The following is a 17,345-nucleotide window of genomic DNA, read 5'->3' as shown; positions in this document are numbered from 1 at the left end:
GCGTGAGGCATGGGGCGTTCGCCTACACCTGGGACGTCGTGGGCGACCCCGCGGCGGCCGAGCGCATCGCCGGGCTGGGCGTGAGCACGGTGACCCTGCAGGCCGCCTACCACTCGGTCCGGGGCGTCACCCCGTGGCATCCGCGTCACCGGATCGTGCAGGCCGACCACGCGGCGGCCTACTTCCGGCTGCGTCCCGAGCGCTGGCGCGGGCGGCTGCGGCCGTACCCGCCGAGCTGGGGCGTGGCCGACGAGGACCGGTTCGGCACGGCGCTGGCCGCGCTGGCCGGGGCGGGGCTGCGGACGGAGGCCTGGCTGGTGCTCACGCACTCCTCGGTGCTGGGCCGCGAGGCGCCCGACCTGACGGTCACGAACGCCTACGGCGAGTCCTACCCCTACGCGCTCTGCCCCGCTCAGCCCGCCGTCCACGACTACGCGCTCACTCTCGTTCGCGAGGTGTGCGAGCAGTACGACGTGCCCGCGCTGATGCTGGAGGCGTGCGGCTGGCTGGGCATGGAGCACGCCGGTCACCACGAGAAGACCGCCGGCGCCGGCCTGTCCGCCTGCGGCAAGGCGCTGCTGTCCCTGTGCCTGTGCCCGCCCTGCCGGGCCGGGCTGGCCGGGCGCGGCCTGGACGTGGAGGAACTGGCGCGCGACGTGCGCGCCGCCGTCGACGGGGAGCTCCAGCGGGGCGTCCCGGCCGGGACGAGCCTGGACGAAGTGCTCGGTCGCGAGCGTGCCCAGGCGGTGTACGGTCACCGCGGGCAGGTCATCGCCGGCCTGGTCCGGGACGTGGCGGCGCTGGCCGGCGGCCGTGAGCTGCTGCTCATGGCCACCGACGACCCGCAGGTCACCGGCCCCGACGTGGGGATCGACCTGGCCACCTTCGACGCGCCGGTCGACGCGTACGTGCTCAAGTGCTGGGGCCAGGAGGAGGCGGCCCTGGCCCAGATGAAGGCCGCGGCGAGCCGTACCGAACTCCCGCTCGTCGCCAACCTGACCGTGCTGGAGGACGAGCACCATCGGATCCCGGCTTTGGCCGCCGACCTCGTCGCCGGGGGCGCGCGGCAGCTGCGTTACTACCACGCCGGGCTGGGCTCACCCGCCCGCCTGGCAAGTTTGCGGGCGGCGGCTCGCTTGAAGGAGAAATAATGCTGAACGGCTTGTACGTGATGGACCCGAATCGCTTCGACGACGTCTACGGCCCGGATGCCCGGACCGCGCTTGAGCGGCATTTGGCCATCGGCTCGCCCTTGCTCACCGCCGACCGGCTCACTCCCGACGTGCTCGGCGGCATTGAGGTGCTGGTTACCGGGTGGGGCGCGCCCAAGCTGGACGCCGACTTTCTCGCCGCCGCGCCCAAACTCTCACTGGTGCTGTACGGCGCGGGCTCCATCCGCTCGATGGTGACCCCGGAGATGTGGGCCAGGGGAGTGCGGGTCACCACGGCGGCCACGGCCAACGCCGAGCCGGTCGCGGAGTTCGCCCTCTCGCAGATCCTGTACGCGCTCAAGCACGGCTGGCGCTACGTGCTGGCCGCGCGCGCCGCCGCCGCCACCGCCCCGCGCGGGCCCGAGCTGGGCGCCTACGGTGCGACGGTCGGGCTGGTCTCGCTCGGCGCCACGGGCCGGGCCACGGCGCGGCTGCTCGCCCACCACAAGCTCGACGTGCAGGCCCACGACCCCTATGCCGACCCGGCCGAGGCCGAGCGGCTCGGGGTGCGCCTCGTCGGCCTCGAGGAGCTGTTCGCCACCTCCGACGTGGTCAGCCTGCACGCGCCGCTCACCCCCGAGACGAACGGCATGGTCGGCGCCGCGCTGCTGGAGTCGATGAAGCACGACGCCACCCTGATCAACTCGGCGCGCGGCCAGCTGGTCGACGAGTCCGCGCTCGTGGACGTGCTGAGCCGGCGGACCGACCTGTTCGCCGTCCTCGACGTCACCCACCCGGAACCGCCCGTCGCCGGGTCGCCGCTGTTCACGATGCCGAACATCGTCGTCACCCCGCACGTGGCGGGCAGCCTGGGCCACGAGCGGCGCCGCCACGGCGAGGCGATGGCCGAGGAGCTCGTCCGCTACCTCGCGGGGGAGCCGCTGCGGTACGAGATCACCGAGTCCGGCCTCGCGAGAAGGGCGTGAGCACCACCCTGGTGCTGTTGCCGCCGCACGATCCGGCCACCGCGAGCTGGCGGGCCCGGCTGGAGCAGGCGGTGCCGGAGCTCGTCGTCCGCCGGCCGGAGACCCCGGCGGAGGCGGCCGAGGCGCTGGCGGAGGCCGACGCCGCCTACGGCACGCTGCCCGCGGACCTGCTGGCGCACGCCGGACGGCTGCGCTGGTTGCAGGCTCCGCAGGCCGGGCCGCCTCCGGCGTTCTACCATCCGGCCCTGGTCGCGCACCCCGTACAGGTCACCAACATGCGCGACACCTACACCGACCACGTGGCCGCGCACACGCTGGCGCTCGTGCTCGCGCTGGCCAGGGACCTGCCCAGGTACGCCCGCGAACAGGCCCGCGCGCGCTGGGCGCCCGACTGGGACCCCGGCGCCGTGCTGCCCCTGAGCGAGGCCACGGCCCTGGTCGTGGGGGTGGGCGCGATCGGGGCCGAGGTCGGCAGGCTGCTGGCGGCGTTCGGCACCAGGGTCGTGGGCACGGACGCCCGGCGCGGCGGCCCCGTGCCGGGCTTCGCCGAGGTCCTGCCGCCGGACGCGCTCGACCGGCTGCTTCCCGAGGCGGACCTGGTCATCCTGACGATCCCGCACACCCCCGCCACCGAGGGCCTGCTGGACGCGCGCCGGCTGGCGTTGGCCAAGCCGGGGGCGTACGTGGTCAACGTCGGCCGCGGCCCCATCGTCCGGCTCGACGACCTGGCCGCCGCCCTGTCCTCGGGCCACCTGGCCGGCGCGGCCCTGGACGTCTTCGAGACCGAGCCGCTCCCCGCCGACCACCCGCTCTGGCGGCGTCCCGACGTGATCGTCACCCCGCACGTCGCGGGCGTGGGACCGCACGCCTCGGAGCGGTGCTTCGCCGTCCTGCTGGAGAACGCCCGCCGCTTCGTGGCCGGGCGCGAACTGATCAATGTGGTGGACAAGTCGGAATGGTACTGATGAACCGTATTGCACGCGTCGAGACCTTCACCGTGGCCCTGCCCTCGCTGCGCGACTTCGCGGTCGCGGGCGGATCCGTGGTCCAGAGCGGCCGCCCCGCCATCAGGGTCCTGGTGAAGGTCACGGCCGACGACGGCGCCATCGGGTGGGGTGAGTCCACCCCGATTCCCTCATGGACGTACGAGACCACCGAATCCATCGTCTCCACCATCGAGGGCTACCTGGCCCCGGCCGCCGTCGGCCGCCCGCTGTGGGACCTCGACGGACTCTGCCGTACCTTCGACCGGACCATCAGCAAGGGGTTCTCGATCGGCATGCCGCTGGCGCGCGCGGCGGTCGACGTGGCCTGCCACGACGCCTACGCCCGGAGCCTGGGCGTGTCCCTCGGCGAGCTGTGGGGCCGGCGCAGGCGCGACACCATCGAGCTGGCCTGGATCGTGTCGGGTGAGTCGGCGTCCGAGGCCGCGGACTCGGTGGCCGAGGGCCGCGCGCACGGCTACCGCCACGTCAAGGTCAAGCTCGGCCTGCACACCGAGGACGAGGACGTGGCCATCGTGACCGCCGTACGCGCCGCCGCCCCCGACGCCGTGCTCTGGGTGGACGCCAACCAGGGCTACACGGCCGCCGCCGCGCTCCGGGTGGCCAGGCGCCTGACCGATCTGAACGTAGCCGTCTTCGAGCAGCCGGTGCCCTCCAACGACCTGGCCGGCCTGCGCCGCCTGCGCGACGCCAGCCCCATCCCGGTGGCCGTGGACGAGAGCCTGCGCCACCCGAGCGACCTGGCGACCTTCGTCCGGCTCGACGCCATCGACGTCGCCGTCGCCAAGGTGCAGCGCTGCGGCGGGCTGACCCTGGCCCTGCGCCAGTGCCAGCTCGCCGAGGACAGCGGCCTGGCCGTCATGGGCTCCGGGCTCACCGAGTCCGACATCGGGCTGGCCGCCTCGCTGCACCTGTTCGCCGCGTTCGGCGTGGACACGCCCGTCGACCTCAACGGCCGCCAGTTCATCACCAGCCCGTACGCCACGGACCCGGTCATCACCGTCGCCGACGGTGTCGCCCACGTGCCCACCGGCCCCGGCCTGGGGATCGGCGTGGACGAGGAGGTGGTCCGCTCGCTCGCGGTCTGACAGGCGAGTCTCGCGGCGGGCTCAGCTGAGGGGGCCCGCTCCCAGCGGCAGGTCTTCTCCGCGGGCGAGAAGGCCGGAGATGGTCACTTCCAGTGCTTGGCGTACCAGGTCGGTGAAGTCGACCTGCATGGGGGCCAGCGCCGGGTCGGAGGTGTAGGCGGCCAGTAGTGCCTCTGTGGGCCGGCTGTACGGCCAGGCGGCGCTGACCGTCAGCGTGGCCAGTCCGACGAGCCGGAAGGCGTCCTGCGTGCCGAGTTCGGGCAGGTAATGGAGAGACAGCCGGACCAGGCTTTGGAAGGCGCGCAGGGTGGCGTTCTTGTGCCGGATGGCGACCTCGGTGGACACGTTGTGTTCCAGCACCGCGGCTTGCGTGCTGATCAGGTCGCACAGCACCGGCCGCCCGGTGATCGACTTGGCCAGGATGGCGGCCAGCTGGTCTCCGCGTTGCCGCGGAGTGCCGCTGGTGGGTTCGAGTGACTGCTCCAGTTCGGCGATCCAGTCGTGGATCTCTGTGTCCAGGAGCTGGAGCAGGACCGCCTCGCGTGATTCGAAGTAGCGCAGCACGTTGGGTTTGGCCAGGCCGGCGCGGCGGCTGAGTTCGTTCAGGCTCAGTTTCGCGACCGGCATCTCGGTCAGCATCGCGGCGGCGGTGTCGAGAATCTGCCGCCGTCGTTCGCCGCGCTGCTCGTCGTTGCGGGCGCGCTTGAAGGTCACGGCCACATCCTACATACCGGCGGTCTTTTTACTAGGTCGCCGATGGTTCGAAGGCTATGCTCGATGTCGCGGAACCGGACGTATCGCCGCATGACTCCGGAAAGGGACCATTTCGAGAGGGATGAGGTGGGTCTGGTGGGCGAGAAGGTCACCGATCGCGTGGAAGCAGCAGGTCTGGTGGATGGCGGGGGAGCGGCGGGTCCGGGCGACGCGGAGCGGACGCTCGTGGACGACATGGTCCGCGTCGCGACCGAATTCCTCGACTCGCTCCCGGAAGCGCTGTCCGCCCGAGCGGTGCGGACCCCCTTCGGCGCCCCGGCCGTCGAGGCCGAGCGGGTCCGGTGGTTCTACACCCCCACCGACCACGGTGGGGTGCCGCTCGGCGAGCTCTCGCCCCGGCAGCAGGGCCTCGCCATGCGGCTCCTGGCCAGTGGCCTGACGCGCCCGGCGTACGCCACCGCCTGCGTCATCATGGGGCTGGAGAACGTCCTCGACGAACTCGAGGGGTGGGGCGTCGACTGGGGCCGGGAACGTACCCGCGACCCGGGGCTGTACTGGGTACGCGTCTTCGGCCGTCCCGGTGACCCCCTGTGGGGGTGGCGTGTCGGCGGCCACCATGTGTCGGTGAACCTGCTGATTCACGAGGGACGGATCGCGGCGTCGACACCGTCGTTCCTGGGCGCCAACCCTGCGACATCGCCGCTGCTCGCCGGGACGCTGCGCCCACTCGGCGGGGCCGAGGACCTGGCTCGCTCCGTGATGGGCTCGCTGCGCAGGCCGGACCAGGCGCGGGCGCTGCTGCACCCCCGCGCGATCTCCGACATCGTCTCGGGCAACCGCGCCCGCGTACGCCCCGGAGACCGCATGATGCACCTACAGGACCTGTTCCGCGGACCGCTGGCCAGGCCGGAGCTGTCCGCGCTCGCCCACCGGCTCGACGAAGCCGCCGAGCGCGACTCCGGTTACACGGAGCAGGACCACGAGACGATGGCGCTCACCCAAGACCCCCAAGGGGTCCCCGCCCACGAGATGACGGGGGAGCAGCGCGGGCTGCTGCGCGAGTTGCTGGCGGCCTACACCGACCGCTCTCCGGCACCGGTCGCCGACGCCTACCGCCGCCACTATCTCGTCGAGAGCAACCTCGACCGCGTACATTTCGGCTGGGCCGGCAGCGTCTCGCCGGGCGAGCCCCACTACTACCGGCTCACCGGCCCACGCCTGCTCATCGAGTACGACAACACCCAGCGCGCCGCCAACCACGCGCACTCCGTGTGGCGGGACCCGGACGGGGACTTCGGGATGGACCTGCTCGCCTCGCACCGGACCGAGATCCCGCACTGACCGCCCGCCGCTAGCCGGCCTGGTGGGCGATCTGGATCAGGTTGCCGCAGGTGTCGTCGCGACCAGTTCTGGTCACTGCACGCTCGCGCCCCCAGAGGGCACTGGCAAGCCGCTACTTGCATGTCAAGCGAGCGAGGGGTGGCCGTCGTCACCGGCGGCGCCAACGGCGTCGGACTGGCGTGCGTGAACGGCGTCGACTGGCGTGCGTGCGACGGCGCGGGTAGCCGGTCAGTCGCGGCTGGGCGCCGCGAGGTGATGACCGCGCAGGAGGTTCGTCGCGATGGCGGCGGCCTCTCGCACCGCGGCGACCAGGTCGCGCTGGGCGGCCCTGAACCGCGTGACGGGCACCGACACCGTGTACGAGCCAGCCGGAGCACCGTCGTGATCGAAGTAGGCGGCGGCGGCGCAGCAGACGCCCTCGCTGAACTCCTCCAGGTCGAGCGCGAAGCCCTGCCGGCGGATCTCGCTGAGCTCCACGGTCAGGCTGTCGACGTCGCCGTGGGTGTGCGCGGTCAGCCGCCGGAGCTCGACCCCGCGGAACATGATCTCGATCTGCTCGCGCGGCAGGTGCGCCAGCACCGCCTTGCAGGAGGCGCGGGCGTGCAGGTCGCCGGTGTAGCCGACGTCGAGGCCGCGCACGCCGAGCGCCTGCTCACCGGCGATGAACTGCAACAGGGTGATGACGCCGTGATGCCAGCCGCTGACATAGGAGGTCTCCCGCGTCCGCGCGTGCAGCCTGGCCAGGACGGCGAACAGTTCGGGAAGGGGCTCGAACCTGGCACCGAGCCGGCGGCCGAGGGAGGCGCCGTGCGGGCCGACGTCGACTCGCCCACCGGGCAGTCGCACGATGTAGCCGCCCGCCTTCAGCGTGCGCAGGATGTGGTAGCAGCGGCCGAGGCTGAGGTCGAGCTGCCGGCTGATGCTCTTGGCCGTGGCCTGTCCGCCCATGTGGGCAACGGCCCGCAGCACGTCGAGGCCGCGCAGCAGGGTCTGCAGGCTGCCGTCCCCGGTGATCTCGGCGTTCTCAGTCACGGGGCCATCGAAGCTCTTCGACCATCAAGTTTTCGACTATAGCGAAAAAGGCAAGCGCTCCTTGAGTCGATGTGCTCGGCGAAGGTCATGCTGCGATGCGCCATAACCGACACATCCGCTGAGGAAGGATCACATGCTCAGCTCCGAGCAGTTCCGGTCACACTTCCCCGCGTTGCAGCGCCACGTGTGGCTCGACACACCGGCGAGCCCGCCCGCCGCGCTCGGCGTCGTGCACGCGCTGCGGGCGGCCCTGGACTCGTGGCTCTACGGGGAGCACGACTGGCGGGAATGGGACCACGCCCCCGCCGCAAGCAAGAGATCTGTGGCCCGGCTGCTGGGCATCGCCGAGGAACTGATCGCCGTGATGGGCTCGACCGCCGAGGCCGCCGCCACCGTGGCCAAGTCGTTGCCGCCCGGACGGATCGTGGTGCCCGCCCAGGAGTTCCGGAGCAACCTCTTTCCCTGGTGGCAACTGGAGGCCGCCGGACACGAGGTGGTGCTGGTGCCGCCCAGGGACGGTCACACCCATACCGAGGACCTCGTGGCCGCGCTCGACACGCGTACCGTCCTGCTCGCCGTCAGCGACGTGTTGTCGATCGACGGCCACCGCGCCGACCTGCCGGCGCTGCGCCAGGCCACCGACGGGGTGGGCGCCCGCCTGTTCGTCGACGCGACCCAGTCGCTCGGCGCGCTCCACCTCGACATGGAGCGGGTGCGCCCCGACTACCTCGCCGTGCACGGCTACAAGTGGATGCTGTGCCCGCGCGGGGCCGCCTGGCTGGTGGCAGCGCCCGAGCACATCGACGGACTGGTTCCCCTGCTGCCGAGCTGGCGGTCCACCGAGCCGCCCTACGGGTTCTTCGGCGGGCCGTACGTCCGCGCTGACAGCGCGGCGCGCTGCGACACCTCACCCGCCTGGCTCTCCTGGGTCGGCGCGCTGCCCGCACTGGACCTCCTGCTCGACCTCGACGCCGAGCGGGTCGAGCGCCATTGCCTACGGCTGGCCGCCGACTTCCGGGCTCGCGTGGCTGAGACGGGCGCCGGCACCCTCCTTCCCAGCTCCCGGAGCCACATCGCGGTGGTGCGCGTCATCGATCCGGACGCGGTCCGGGCCCGCCTGGCGCGAGACGGTGTCCGCGCGACCCTGCTCGGCGACCGGCTGCGGGTGGGCTTCCACTACTTCAACAACAGCTCCGATGTCGAACGAGCCGCGAACGCGCTGGGAGATACGAAGACCCCATGACGAAGCGCTGGAACCCGGTCGGCGTGCCGGCACCCATCGGCAACTACAGTCACGTGGCCACGGTGCCGGAGAACACCACGTTGGTGTTCGTCTCGGGGCAGGTGGGGAACCTGCGAGACGGCTCACTCGCGGGCCCGGACGCCCTGTCGCAGACCCGGCAGGTGTTCGCCAATCTGCGGTCCGTACTCGACGAGTTCGGGGCGACGCCGGACGATGTGGTGAAGCTGCTGACCTTCGTATCGGGCACCGAGCAGCTGCCCGGCTTCTTCGCCGCCCGTGACGAGGTTTTCGCCGAGTGGTATCCCGATGGCGACGTCCCGGCGCACTCCCTTGCTGTCGTCGCCGCACTCGCCGCTCCGGAGCTCACCGTGGAGATCGAGGCCGTCATCGCGGTACGTGGCGACGCCCGAGCATGAGCGCCGGCCGGGTCGCCCTGGTGACCGGCGGCGCCTCCAGCTACGGCGCCGCCCGAGCTCGGCTTCCTCGCCGTCAGAACCGATAGCGGAGAATGCGCGCCCCTTGCCGCGACAAGGCCGTGCTGCGGGCGGTGAGACGGGTCAGCGCGCGTAGCGGTTGCGGGAACCGGGCTACTTCCGGTGCGCGGGTGAGGATCCGCTCCTCGACCAGTTCGAGGTCCGCGCCCCAGGACTCGGGTTCGCGCGCGTCGTCGAAGCCCTGGGCGGCGGTGATGCCGAGCGCCTTGATGGTCGGATGGTACTTCATGGCCCAGGCCGCGAAGCGGGTGTAGCCGTTGAGCGCGAGCTCACCTGAGGGGAAATGGCGGGTCAGCTGGCGAGTCATCATCTGGAAGGAGTCGCCGGGCATGAAGGGCAGCAGCCCTTCGGCGACGATGACGGCGGGCCGGTCGTCGGGGATGGCGGAGAGCCAGCCGGATTGGGTGAGGTCGGCTCCGACCAGGTGGGAACGGCTGGGCAGATGCTCGGATCGCAGTTTCACCACTTCGGGGAAGTCGACGTCGTACCAGTCGACGCCCGGCGGGGGAGCACAGCGCGGCATCCTGGTGTCCAGGCCACAGCCCAGGTCGAGCACCACACATCCGGGGTGAGCGGCGGTGTAGGCGCGTACGACGTCGTCGAGCTTCTTGGCGCGCAGTGCGGTGGTGAGGACGAGATTGGGTTTGACCTTCAGCTTGCGGAAGTCGTAGTCGATTCCGCCGGCGAGGTCGGCGGAGAGCGTGTCGCCGAGGATCGGGCTGGGCAGCTCGGCGTCCAGGGCTCTGGCATAGAGGGTGAGCAGCAGTGTTTCCTGGATCAGCCCAAGCTTGGGTTGCCAGCGGTGCATGGCGGTTCCTTAACGGCGTAGCGGATGGCGGGCTGCGAGGTCCTGCAGCCATGTCAGGGAGTCATGGGCGGCCTTGATGCGCTCAGCGCGGTGCTCCTCGCCGCCGACGAGGTCGAGTCCTTCATCGGCGATCTCGCCGAACGCGCCCAGGCTGTCGAGCTTGCGCTGGATGACCTTCTGCCAGACGCCCCAAACCCCGATCCGCTCCGGCTGTATCTCGGGGCGGGTCTGCAGGTAGGACACGGCGCTGCGGAAGTCCTCGGCCTGCCGTTCCGGGTAGTCCAGGCCACGTGGCTCGCCTTCGCTGGAACCGACCGTGCGGTAGTCGATGGCCAGCACCGCGAACCCGGCCTTCACGAAGTACGGCGCGAAGAACGCCAGCGCCTCCTTGACCATCACCCCCGCTGTGCCCGAGCACCAGCCCGGGGACCGGGTCGCTCGTCTGTGGCAGATACAGATCGCCCGCGCAGCGGGTGCCGAGGCTGTTGAAGGTCACCTGTTCCATGGTCTGCTCCTTGTGAGGTTGCTAGTTATTTCAATCATGACTGAAACGACTAGCAACGTCAATCCGAGCGTCATGCCTGTGAGGAAGGGGAACGAATGTCGGCCGGGCGAAACGATCTCTTTCAGTGCCGCTGCCCGGCATCGATGGTGATCGGTCGTTCGAAGACGGTGCGCAGGACGACCGTGGAGTTGGTGTGTGAGATCGCCGGGATCGCGCGGATACGGTCGAGCGCGTCGGCCAGCTCGACCGTGGCGCCCACCCTGACCTTGATCAGGTAGCAGTCTTCGCCTGCCACCTCGTGCACCTCCAGCACGCACGGCTCCCGCTCCAAGGCCGCGTTGACCTCCGCCTTGGCTCCGGGCTCGGGGTTGAAGCGGAGTGCGACGAACGCGGCCGTGCCCGCGCTGACCTCCGCCGGTTCGACGATCGCGCCCGCAGCGTGCGTTTCCTGCGGCGGGCCGAGCTGGGTGACTGGGCGGTCAAGCTCTACACGATCGCGTCGCACGGGGACCTGCCCGCGCGGAAGTCGCCGAGGCCGCCTTGCGCACCGCGCGAACGGTGTTCCCCGCGCCTGCCGTCGCGCCCGACCGGTACGGTGTCGGGTTCGTCATCGCCCATGACGCGCCCCGGCTCTGCTATGCGCTGGCCTGCTGGTGGGCCGAGAAGAACGAGGTCCACCAGCGGATCCTTTCCGCGCCCGCCGACCGGCCCGAGCACCTGGCGCCACACCCGAGTCCGGCGGCCGGGTGCGTGTGGGAGCTGAGCGTCACCGACTTCGAGCGGCGTGCCTGGATGACGCACGTCCTCGCCAACCCCGGCGGGCCCGACCTGGACGCCTACCTCGCACAGGAGTACAACGACGATGTCTGAGTTCGAGACGAGCCCGCGTGACTGCCTGGCCCGCTTCGCCGACGCCTGGGCCAGGCGCGACGCCGACGCACTGCTGGAGCTGATGACCGAGGACGCGGTCTACGCCGCGTCGGTCGGTCCCGAGCCGGGCCGCACCTTCCGCGGCCATGCCGAGCCGGCCGATGGCTTCCGTGCCATGTTCGAGCACGACGCCGGTGCGGTCATCGAGCAGGGTGAGCCGCTCATCAACGGCGAATGGGCCGTGTGCACCTGGACGTACCACCTCGTCTCCGACAGCGGCTCGCCGTACTGCGAGTACGGCATCGACCTGTGGCGTTTCCGCGAGGGGAAGATATGCCTCAAGGACGCCTACACGAAGACCCGGTAGCGCGTCAAAGGTCCGGCGTCCTTGTCGCCCGCGCGGGCTCCACGCGCTCGAGCTTGGTCCAGCCGGTCCAGCCTCGCTTCTTCAGCAGCTCAATCAGCCGACGGGCGGGCGGCACAGTCTCGAACGCCAACGTGTCCATCAGCTGGACGAGCGGTGGCTCGATGTCGATGTCGTCGACGTAGTCCTCGCCCCTCTCCTCAGCCAGCCGCGTGATGTAGACGGCCAGCTTGTCAGCCAGCTCGACCAGCCGTGGGTCGCCGGCGCGCCGGTCGAGTGCCTGGCTCAGGGTGAGAAAGAAATCGATCAGCCGCGGGTCGGCGATCTGCTCCCGCTTGCGTGCCATCCACTCCGGGACCCGCTGGGGGGAGTGCGCGGCCAGCAGGATCCAGCCGTCGCGCTCGGCTTGGACGATCCGCTCGTCGACCCCGAGCGCGCGCAGCCGGTCGAGATAGTCGACCACCTCCGGGGGCAGCGTCAAGCTGTCCCCGGAGGCGAGCCGGGCGATCCGCTCACGGTGGCGCTGTCGCTGCCGGATCTCCGCCCGCAGCCGCTCGTCGATGTCCGCGACCGCCGTGGCGAACTCCGCCTCGTCGGCCTGGAGCAGCTCGCGCACGCGCGCCAGTGGGACTCCGGCCTCGGCGAGGGTACGGATCTTGATCAGTTCGACTGCGGCGCCGGCGTCGTATCTGCGGTAGCCGGAGTGGTCTCGCTCCGGCTCCGGCAGCAGTCCTTTGGCGTGGTAGTGCCGCACCGCGCGTACCGTCACTCCGGCGTAGGACGCCAGCTCGCTGATGGTCAGCATCAGAGCAGCATCCCAGGGGTTGCTTAAGAAGTCGCCTGGCTGGCTTGGGTATTTCGGATGATCTGGGCGATTTCCGGGGCGTGGGTGAAGACCAGTTGGTGGTCGGCGTCGAGCCAGGATATGGCGAGGTGTGGCTGCTCACGGATCAGCCGCTCGACACCGGCGCGCCAGTTCCGGTTGAACCGCGGCGCGTGTCCTTCGCCGCTGTCGCCGCCCATCGAGGTCGACATGATGAGGCTGATGGGCCGGTCGATTTTCTCGTACCGGTGGAGGATCCTGGATCGGACCGCATCGATCTCGATGTTCAGGTCGAGAATCTCCTGGGCGGTGAGCAGCACCTGACGCGCGGTCCCCCGCTCGGCCTGCTGCCGCGCCGCCAGGTCCGCCCACATGGCGCGGAACTCCGGCAGGAGGGCCTCGGTGATGAACGGTTCTGGCACCGGGTTCGCCCCGTCGATGAGGACGAGGTCGGCGACGGCGCCCGGATGCTCGGCGGCATAGTGGACGGCCAGGTCCGCGCCCAGCGAGTAGCCCACAAGCGTGGGCGCCGCGTCCAGCTCCGCCAGTACGGCGGTCAGATCGCCGAGGAACGCCTCGAAGGAGTAGTGGTCGGCGGCCGAGGCGAGGCCATGGCCCCGCAGGTCGAAGGTCACCACGTCGTGGTCGCGCCGGAGCAGCTCGGTCAGTTCGTGAAGGTGGGCCTGGGTCGAGTTCAGTCCGGGGCACAGGACCAGCGGTCTTCCCCGGCCACCGCGAGTCACTGGGAGCGTGACGCCGTCGTGGTGGACCGTGAAGTGCCGCATCGTCCTGTCGCCTCTCGTCGCCTGCTCTCCATCGCCGTACGCGTTGGTCATGCCGCCATGCTGGGACATTGACCCTGCGGCAGGGTCAACCGTCGCGGGTCATCGCAGCGTGAGCGGGGTCTCTGATGCGATGCGGGTCAGCTTCCGCGGGTTGCGGACGTAGTAGAGGCCGGTGATGCGGGCATCCTCGACCTGGACCGCTATGACGCCGTCGATCTCGCCGTTCACGCGAAGGACGAGTGCCGGGTTGCCGTTGACCACGGTGGGGTCGCCGGTGAGTGTGACCTGGGCCTTGCCGAGGCCGCCGACGATGAAGCGGGCCGCCTTCTCGGCGCCGGTGATCGGCCGTGGCGCGGCCTGCTTGACGCCGCCGCCGTCGCTGATGAGGACGACGTCGGGGGCGAGCACGTCGAGCAGGCCCTGTAGATCGCTGGTTTCGAGCGCGCGCTGCAACGAAACCAGAGCTGCCCGGGCCTGACTGGGGGAGATCGCTTCGCGTGGGCGGCGGGCTTGGACGTGCTGGCGGGCGCGGTGCGCGATCTGCCGTACGGCGGCGGGGGTCTTGCTGACGGTGGTCGCGATCTCGTCGTAGCTGACGTCGAAGACCTCGCGCAGGACGAATACGGCGCGTTCGGTCGGCGAGAGCGTCTCGAGGACGAGCATGAGTGCCATGGACACGCTCTCGGCCAGTTCGAGGTTCTCGGCCACGTCGGGCGTGGTGAGCAGGGGTTCGGGCAGCCAGGGGCCGACGTAGGCCTCCTTGCGACGCTTCATGGTGCGCAGCCGGTCGAGCGAGCGCCGGGTGGTGATCCGGACCAGGTAGGCACGCTGGTCGTGCACCTGCGTCAGGTCGACCGTCATCCACCGGAGCCAGGTTTCCTGGAGGACGTCTTCGGCGTCGGCGGCCGATCCGAGCATCTCGTAGGCGACGGTGAACAGCAGGTTGCGGTGGGTGACGAACGCCTCGGTGGCGGGGTCCATCTGGGCGGGACCGGCGAGCGGCTCGGCTGTGCCTGTCGTTGGCTCGTTGCGCTCGTTCATGGCCGGCTCCTGCCTGTTCGCTTCTCAAGTGCGTTGTCCGCACAAGACGCCGGTTCTCGCCGCTGTGTGACATCCGTGATCGGTGGTGTACGTCACATGCCGCTCGGCGCGGTCGCCGGAGGGCAGCCTGCCGGCGACCCGGCCGCGGCGCTGCCCAAGCTCGTCGAAGCAGCCGGCGACCGCGGGAAGCTATACGACGAGGGGACGGTCCACCTCGAGCCGGCCGTGTTCGATGAGCCAGCGGACGGACTCGAGTACTGCGGCCTCGGGCTCGTACCTGGGTGAATAGCCGAGAAGTGTCTTGGCCTTGTCGATGGTGAGGCAGTGGCTGCGGTAGAGGTGTTCCCAGCTCACCTGCGCGTGCTCGTCGGTCGTGGTGGCGCGGAACTCCTCCCAAGACACGCTCTCCAGCGAAGCCGTCTGCCCGAACCAGCTCGCTGCTTCGTGGGCGAACCCTCGGACGTTCAGGGCCGTTGGGGCGACGACATTGAAGTCCTCCCCGCCTGCCGTGTCAGGATGCGCGATCGCCTTCTCGAAGGCCTGAGCGACATCGTCGGCGTGAACGTGATGCATGAGCTCGACGCCGAGTCCGGGGATCTTCAGTGGCCGTCCGGCCGACAGTGTGCGCCAGACAGCGGGGTCCAAGTTGCCGATCGGTCCGATCGGGTCCCAGCCCGGGCCGACGATGTGCCCGGGATGCAGCGACGTCGTCACCACGCCGCCGCCGGCGGTCTCGTCCTTCAGCATCCGCGCGATTCGATCCTTCTGGATGCCGTAGTCACCGAATGGTTCCGTCCCTGTCCCTTCCGCGATGGGCGACTTGTGGCTCGGCCCGTACCGCCACACGGATCCGCAGTGCAGCAGGTGGCCCACCTGCCCGCGGAGTCGTTCCACGAGGGCGACGGCGGATTCAAGGGTGAAGCACACCAAGTCGACGACGACGTCCGGCCGCAGCCCCGCCACTCTGTCGCCGAAAACGCCCTCGGCGTCCTCTTGCTGGCGATCCGCCGTCACTTGCTGTACGTGCTGCCATTCAGGGGCCTCGGCATAGGCGACCCGGCTTCCCCGGCTGATGTTGAGCACCTCATGACCCGCGCGTACGAGCCGGGGGATGAGGAATGTGCCGATATGACCGCTTCCCCCGATGACGACAACCCTCATACTGCTCCTCTAATCAGATGTAATACGACTTCCTGTGCTTCGTCCCCGAAGCAAGGCGGAAGTCCGGATGCTGTCTGTCCCACGTGAAGCTACCAAAGCTCCCGACAATGACCATGAGGGAACGGCCAGTGACGATAGACGACATTCAAGGCCGGCTGGAGAGCCGCGGATGGCAGGCCGAGAGCGGCGAAGGGTGGCGTTGGGTAGACCATACATACCGGGATGACACCATCACGCTCCGGATCAGATGTCTGCCCGACGTCAACGTGATCCGATTCGACTTCGCATCCGAGGAGCACCTGGCGGGGCTCTCCATCTCCTTCGACGACCACCTGGACCAGATTCTCGATCTGATCATCCGCGTCCAGTCGTCACTGTCCGCGGAGACCTGGCGGCCCTTCATCGCTTCGCTGATCGAGCTGTCTCCCCAGGTCCTCTCGCTGGGCGACGAGGACGGCGAGGACGCGGTGATCACCGATCCGGACGAGGGCATGGCCGCGCTGCGCGAGATCGACTGTGAGTGAAGGGCGGCCCGACGGGCGGTAGCAAGGAGGGATGACCGCTCCTTCCACTTCTAACCTATAGCGCATGGGGGGCCTTGCCACAAGGCCCGGGTCATGCCGCACAATCACCCCTCGACGCTGGAAACGTACGAAAAATGGGGGTCGTGGAATGCGCGTTGTGCTGGTGACCTACGGGTCGCGCGGGGACGTCGGGCCGATGACGGGCCTGGCGGTGCGGCTGAAGGCGCTGGGCGCCGAGGTGCGGGTGTGCGCGCCGCCGGACTTCGCACAACTGCTGGACGGCATCGACGTGCCGCTGACTGCTCTCGGCTGGCCGATCCGCGCGCTGGCGACGGGGGCGGTCCCCGGCAAGACGAGCCTGTCCGACATCGCCGCCGAGCTGACCGCCATGGCCTACGAGGCCGTCACCGGGCCGGCCGAGGGCTGCGCCGCGGTGGTGGCCACCGGCTCGTTCCCGGCCGTGGCCGGTGCGCGGGCGGCGGCCGAGAAGCTGGGCGTGCCCTATGTGTTCACGTCATTCTCTCCGAGCTACCTGCCGTCGCCGCACCGTCCGCCTCGCCCCTGGCCGGGGCAGGAGGTCCCCGCGGGGGTGACCGACAACCGGGCGCTGTGGGATCTCGACGCCGAGCACAAGAACGCGCTCTTCGGCGAGATGATCAACACCCACCGGGCCTCGATCGGCCTGCCGCCGGTGGACGGCGTCCGCGACTATGCCTTCACCGACCGCCCGTTCCTGGCGGCCGACCCGGTTCTGGGCCCGTGGCAGGAGACGCCGGACCTTGACGTGGTCCAGACCGGTGCGTGGATCCGCCCGGACGAGCGCCCGCTGCCGGCCGATCTGGAGGCGTTCCTGGCCGCCGGCGCGGAGCCGGTGTACGTGGGCTTCGGCAGCATGCCCATGCGGGGCGCGAGCGCGCGGGAAATCTCCCAGGCCGTCATCGAGGCGGTACGGGCGCAGGGCCGCCGGGTCCTGCTCGGGAGTGGCTGGGCCGATCTGGCCCTGGTCGACGACCGGGACGACTGCTTCGTGGTCGGCGAGGCCAACCATCAGGAGCTGTTCGGCCGGGTGGCCGCGGTCGTGCACCACGGCGGCGCGGGCACCACGGCGACGGCGGCCCGTGCCGGGGCGCCGCAGGTGATCGTGCCTCAGGTCGCCGACCAGCCGTACTGGGCGGGCCGGGTGACCGAGCTGGGCATCGGTACGGGACACGACGGTCCGACGCCGACCGCCGAGTCGCTGTCGGCCGCGCTCAAGATCGCTCTGGCTCCCGAGACCGGTGCCCGCGCGGCCGTCGTGGCGCAGACGGTCCGCACCGACGGGGCGGAGGTGGCCGCCAACCTCGTGCTCGACATGATCGGCCGGATGGGGTCCGCGGGCTGATCCGAAGGCCCGCACGGACAGGCGCTTCGC

At 70.5% G+C, this 17,345-nt stretch carries 20 protein-coding genes; 11 read left to right on the top strand and 9 right to left on the bottom strand.

The window, feature by feature from the left end; genetic code table 11:
• Nucleotides 1-2 precede the first annotated feature (2 nt).
• Genes ACIBO2_RS33070 through ACIBO2_RS33055 form a run of 4 tightly spaced genes read left to right on the top strand, consistent with a single transcriptional unit; the run spans nt 3 to nt 4,229 of the window.
• Nucleotides 3-1,151, top strand: a complete 1,149-nt coding sequence (locus ACIBO2_RS33070; protein WP_397301947.1) for a hypothetical protein — start codon at nt 3-5, stop codon at nt 1,149-1,151.
• A complete protein-coding gene (locus tag ACIBO2_RS33065; RefSeq protein ID WP_358543536.1) occupies nt 1,151-2,137 on the top strand; it encodes a hydroxyacid dehydrogenase in 987 nt (328 codons plus the stop codon). The genes ACIBO2_RS33070 and ACIBO2_RS33065 overlap by 1 nt, the downstream gene beginning before the upstream one ends.
• Nucleotides 2,134-3,102, top strand: a complete 969-nt coding sequence (locus ACIBO2_RS33060; protein ID WP_397301944.1) for a D-2-hydroxyacid dehydrogenase — start codon at nt 2,134-2,136, stop codon at nt 3,100-3,102. Before ACIBO2_RS33065 ends, ACIBO2_RS33060 begins: the two co-directional genes overlap by 4 nt.
• A complete protein-coding gene (locus ACIBO2_RS33055; RefSeq protein WP_397301941.1) occupies nt 3,102-4,229 on the top strand; it encodes a mandelate racemase/muconate lactonizing enzyme family protein in 1,128 nt (375 codons plus the stop codon). The genes ACIBO2_RS33060 and ACIBO2_RS33055 overlap by 1 nt, the downstream gene beginning before the upstream one ends.
• A gap of 21 nt (nt 4,230-4,250) precedes the next feature.
• Here the strand turns inward: ACIBO2_RS33055 and ACIBO2_RS33050 are convergent, their stop codons facing one another.
• Nucleotides 4,251-4,943, bottom strand: a complete 693-nt coding sequence (locus tag ACIBO2_RS33050) for a TetR family transcriptional regulator (RefSeq protein WP_358543543.1) — start codon at nt 4,941-4,943, stop codon at nt 4,251-4,253.
• A gap of 135 nt (nt 4,944-5,078) precedes the next feature.
• On the opposite strand from ACIBO2_RS33050, the gene ACIBO2_RS33045 reads away from it, so the two are divergent.
• A complete protein-coding gene (locus ACIBO2_RS33045; RefSeq protein ID WP_358543545.1) occupies nt 5,079-6,284 on the top strand; it encodes a DUF3500 domain-containing protein in 1,206 nt (401 codons plus the stop codon).
• Nucleotides 6,285-6,512: 228 nt separating this feature from the next.
• Here ACIBO2_RS33045 and ACIBO2_RS33040 read toward each other — a convergent pair whose 3' ends face one another.
• Nucleotides 6,513-7,316, bottom strand: a complete 804-nt coding sequence (locus ACIBO2_RS33040; protein WP_358543547.1) for an IclR family transcriptional regulator — start codon at nt 7,314-7,316, stop codon at nt 6,513-6,515.
• A 133-nt stretch (nt 7,317-7,449) separates the two neighbouring features.
• On the opposite strand from ACIBO2_RS33040, the gene ACIBO2_RS33035 reads away from it, so the two are divergent.
• Together ACIBO2_RS33035 and ACIBO2_RS33030 are read left to right on the top strand one after the other, a co-directional pair.
• Nucleotides 7,450-8,559 carry an aminotransferase class V-fold PLP-dependent enzyme gene (locus ACIBO2_RS33035; RefSeq protein ID WP_397301936.1) on the top strand — a complete coding sequence of 370 codons (1,110 nt, stop codon included), beginning with the start codon at nt 7,450-7,452 and terminating at the stop codon, nt 8,557-8,559.
• Nucleotides 8,556-8,975: a RidA family protein gene (locus tag ACIBO2_RS33030; RefSeq protein ID WP_358543551.1), complete on the top strand. Its 420-nt coding sequence runs from the start codon at nt 8,556-8,558 to the stop codon at nt 8,973-8,975. The genes ACIBO2_RS33035 and ACIBO2_RS33030 overlap by 4 nt, the downstream gene beginning before the upstream one ends.
• Before the next feature lie 73 nt (nt 8,976-9,048).
• On the opposite strand, the gene ACIBO2_RS33025 is transcribed toward ACIBO2_RS33030, so the two are convergent.
• The 3 genes from ACIBO2_RS33025 to ACIBO2_RS33015 all read right to left on the bottom strand — a co-directional run bounded on the left by ACIBO2_RS33025 (nt 9,049) and on the right by ACIBO2_RS33015 (nt 10,871).
• Entirely contained in the window at nt 9,049-9,861 is an 813-nt protein-coding gene (locus ACIBO2_RS33025; protein WP_397301932.1) for a class I SAM-dependent methyltransferase, read from the bottom strand.
• A 9-nt stretch (nt 9,862-9,870) separates the two neighbouring features.
• Nucleotides 9,871-10,257, bottom strand: coding sequence for a hypothetical protein (locus tag ACIBO2_RS33020; RefSeq protein ID WP_358543555.1), 387 nt, complete (start codon nt 10,255-10,257; stop codon nt 9,871-9,873).
• Between the two features lie 230 nt (nt 10,258-10,487).
• Complete coding sequence (locus tag ACIBO2_RS33015; protein ID WP_358543557.1) at nt 10,488-10,871, bottom strand: Lrp/AsnC family transcriptional regulator; 384 nt, start codon at nt 10,869-10,871, stop codon at nt 10,488-10,490.
• A gap of 35 nt (nt 10,872-10,906) precedes the next feature.
• Between ACIBO2_RS33015 and ACIBO2_RS33010 the strand changes: the two genes are divergently transcribed.
• Together ACIBO2_RS33010 and ACIBO2_RS33005 are read left to right on the top strand one after the other, a co-directional pair.
• Nucleotides 10,907-11,236, top strand: a complete 330-nt coding sequence (locus tag ACIBO2_RS33010) for a hypothetical protein (RefSeq protein ID WP_397301929.1) — start codon at nt 10,907-10,909, stop codon at nt 11,234-11,236.
• Nucleotides 11,229-11,603, top strand: coding sequence for a nuclear transport factor 2 family protein (locus ACIBO2_RS33005; protein WP_397301926.1), 375 nt, complete (start codon nt 11,229-11,231; stop codon nt 11,601-11,603). The genes ACIBO2_RS33010 and ACIBO2_RS33005 overlap by 8 nt, the downstream gene beginning before the upstream one ends.
• Before the next feature lie 4 nt (nt 11,604-11,607).
• Here the strand turns inward: ACIBO2_RS33005 and ACIBO2_RS33000 are convergent, their stop codons facing one another.
• The 4 genes from ACIBO2_RS33000 to ACIBO2_RS32985 form a co-directional block, all read right to left on the bottom strand.
• Nucleotides 11,608-12,405 (bottom strand): MerR family transcriptional regulator, encoded by a 798-nt coding sequence (locus ACIBO2_RS33000; protein WP_358543564.1) that lies wholly within the window; start codon nt 12,403-12,405, stop codon nt 11,608-11,610.
• Between the two features lie 23 nt (nt 12,406-12,428).
• Complete coding sequence (locus ACIBO2_RS32995) at nt 12,429-13,259, bottom strand: alpha/beta fold hydrolase (protein ID WP_397301923.1); 831 nt, start codon at nt 13,257-13,259, stop codon at nt 12,429-12,431.
• A 48-nt stretch (nt 13,260-13,307) separates the two neighbouring features.
• Complete coding sequence (locus tag ACIBO2_RS32990; RefSeq protein ID WP_358543569.1) at nt 13,308-14,249, bottom strand: RNA polymerase sigma-70 factor; 942 nt, start codon at nt 14,247-14,249, stop codon at nt 13,308-13,310.
• A gap of 189 nt (nt 14,250-14,438) precedes the next feature.
• Complete coding sequence (locus tag ACIBO2_RS32985) at nt 14,439-15,410, bottom strand: NAD(P)-dependent oxidoreductase (RefSeq protein ID WP_358543571.1); 972 nt, start codon at nt 15,408-15,410, stop codon at nt 14,439-14,441.
• 128 nt (nt 15,411-15,538) lie between these two features.
• Here ACIBO2_RS32985 and ACIBO2_RS32980 point away from each other — a divergent pair, with 128 nt between their 5' ends.
• Both ACIBO2_RS32980 and ACIBO2_RS32975 read left to right on the top strand, forming a co-directional pair.
• On the top strand, nt 15,539-15,934 hold the full coding sequence (locus ACIBO2_RS32980) for a hypothetical protein (RefSeq protein WP_358543574.1): 396 nt from the start codon (nt 15,539-15,541) through the stop codon (nt 15,932-15,934).
• 148 nt (nt 15,935-16,082) lie between these two features.
• Nucleotides 16,083-17,315 (top strand): glycosyltransferase, encoded by a 1,233-nt coding sequence (locus tag ACIBO2_RS32975; protein WP_358543577.1) that lies wholly within the window; start codon nt 16,083-16,085, stop codon nt 17,313-17,315.
• Nucleotides 17,316-17,345 lie beyond the last annotated feature (30 nt).

Source organism: Nonomuraea sp. NPDC050022 (assembly GCF_044460705.1).
Classification (GTDB): domain Bacteria; phylum Actinomycetota; class Actinomycetes; order Streptosporangiales; family Streptosporangiaceae; genus Nonomuraea.
Note: the sequence above shows the minus strand (reverse complement) of the source record. Positions and strands in the feature narration are given on the sequence as shown.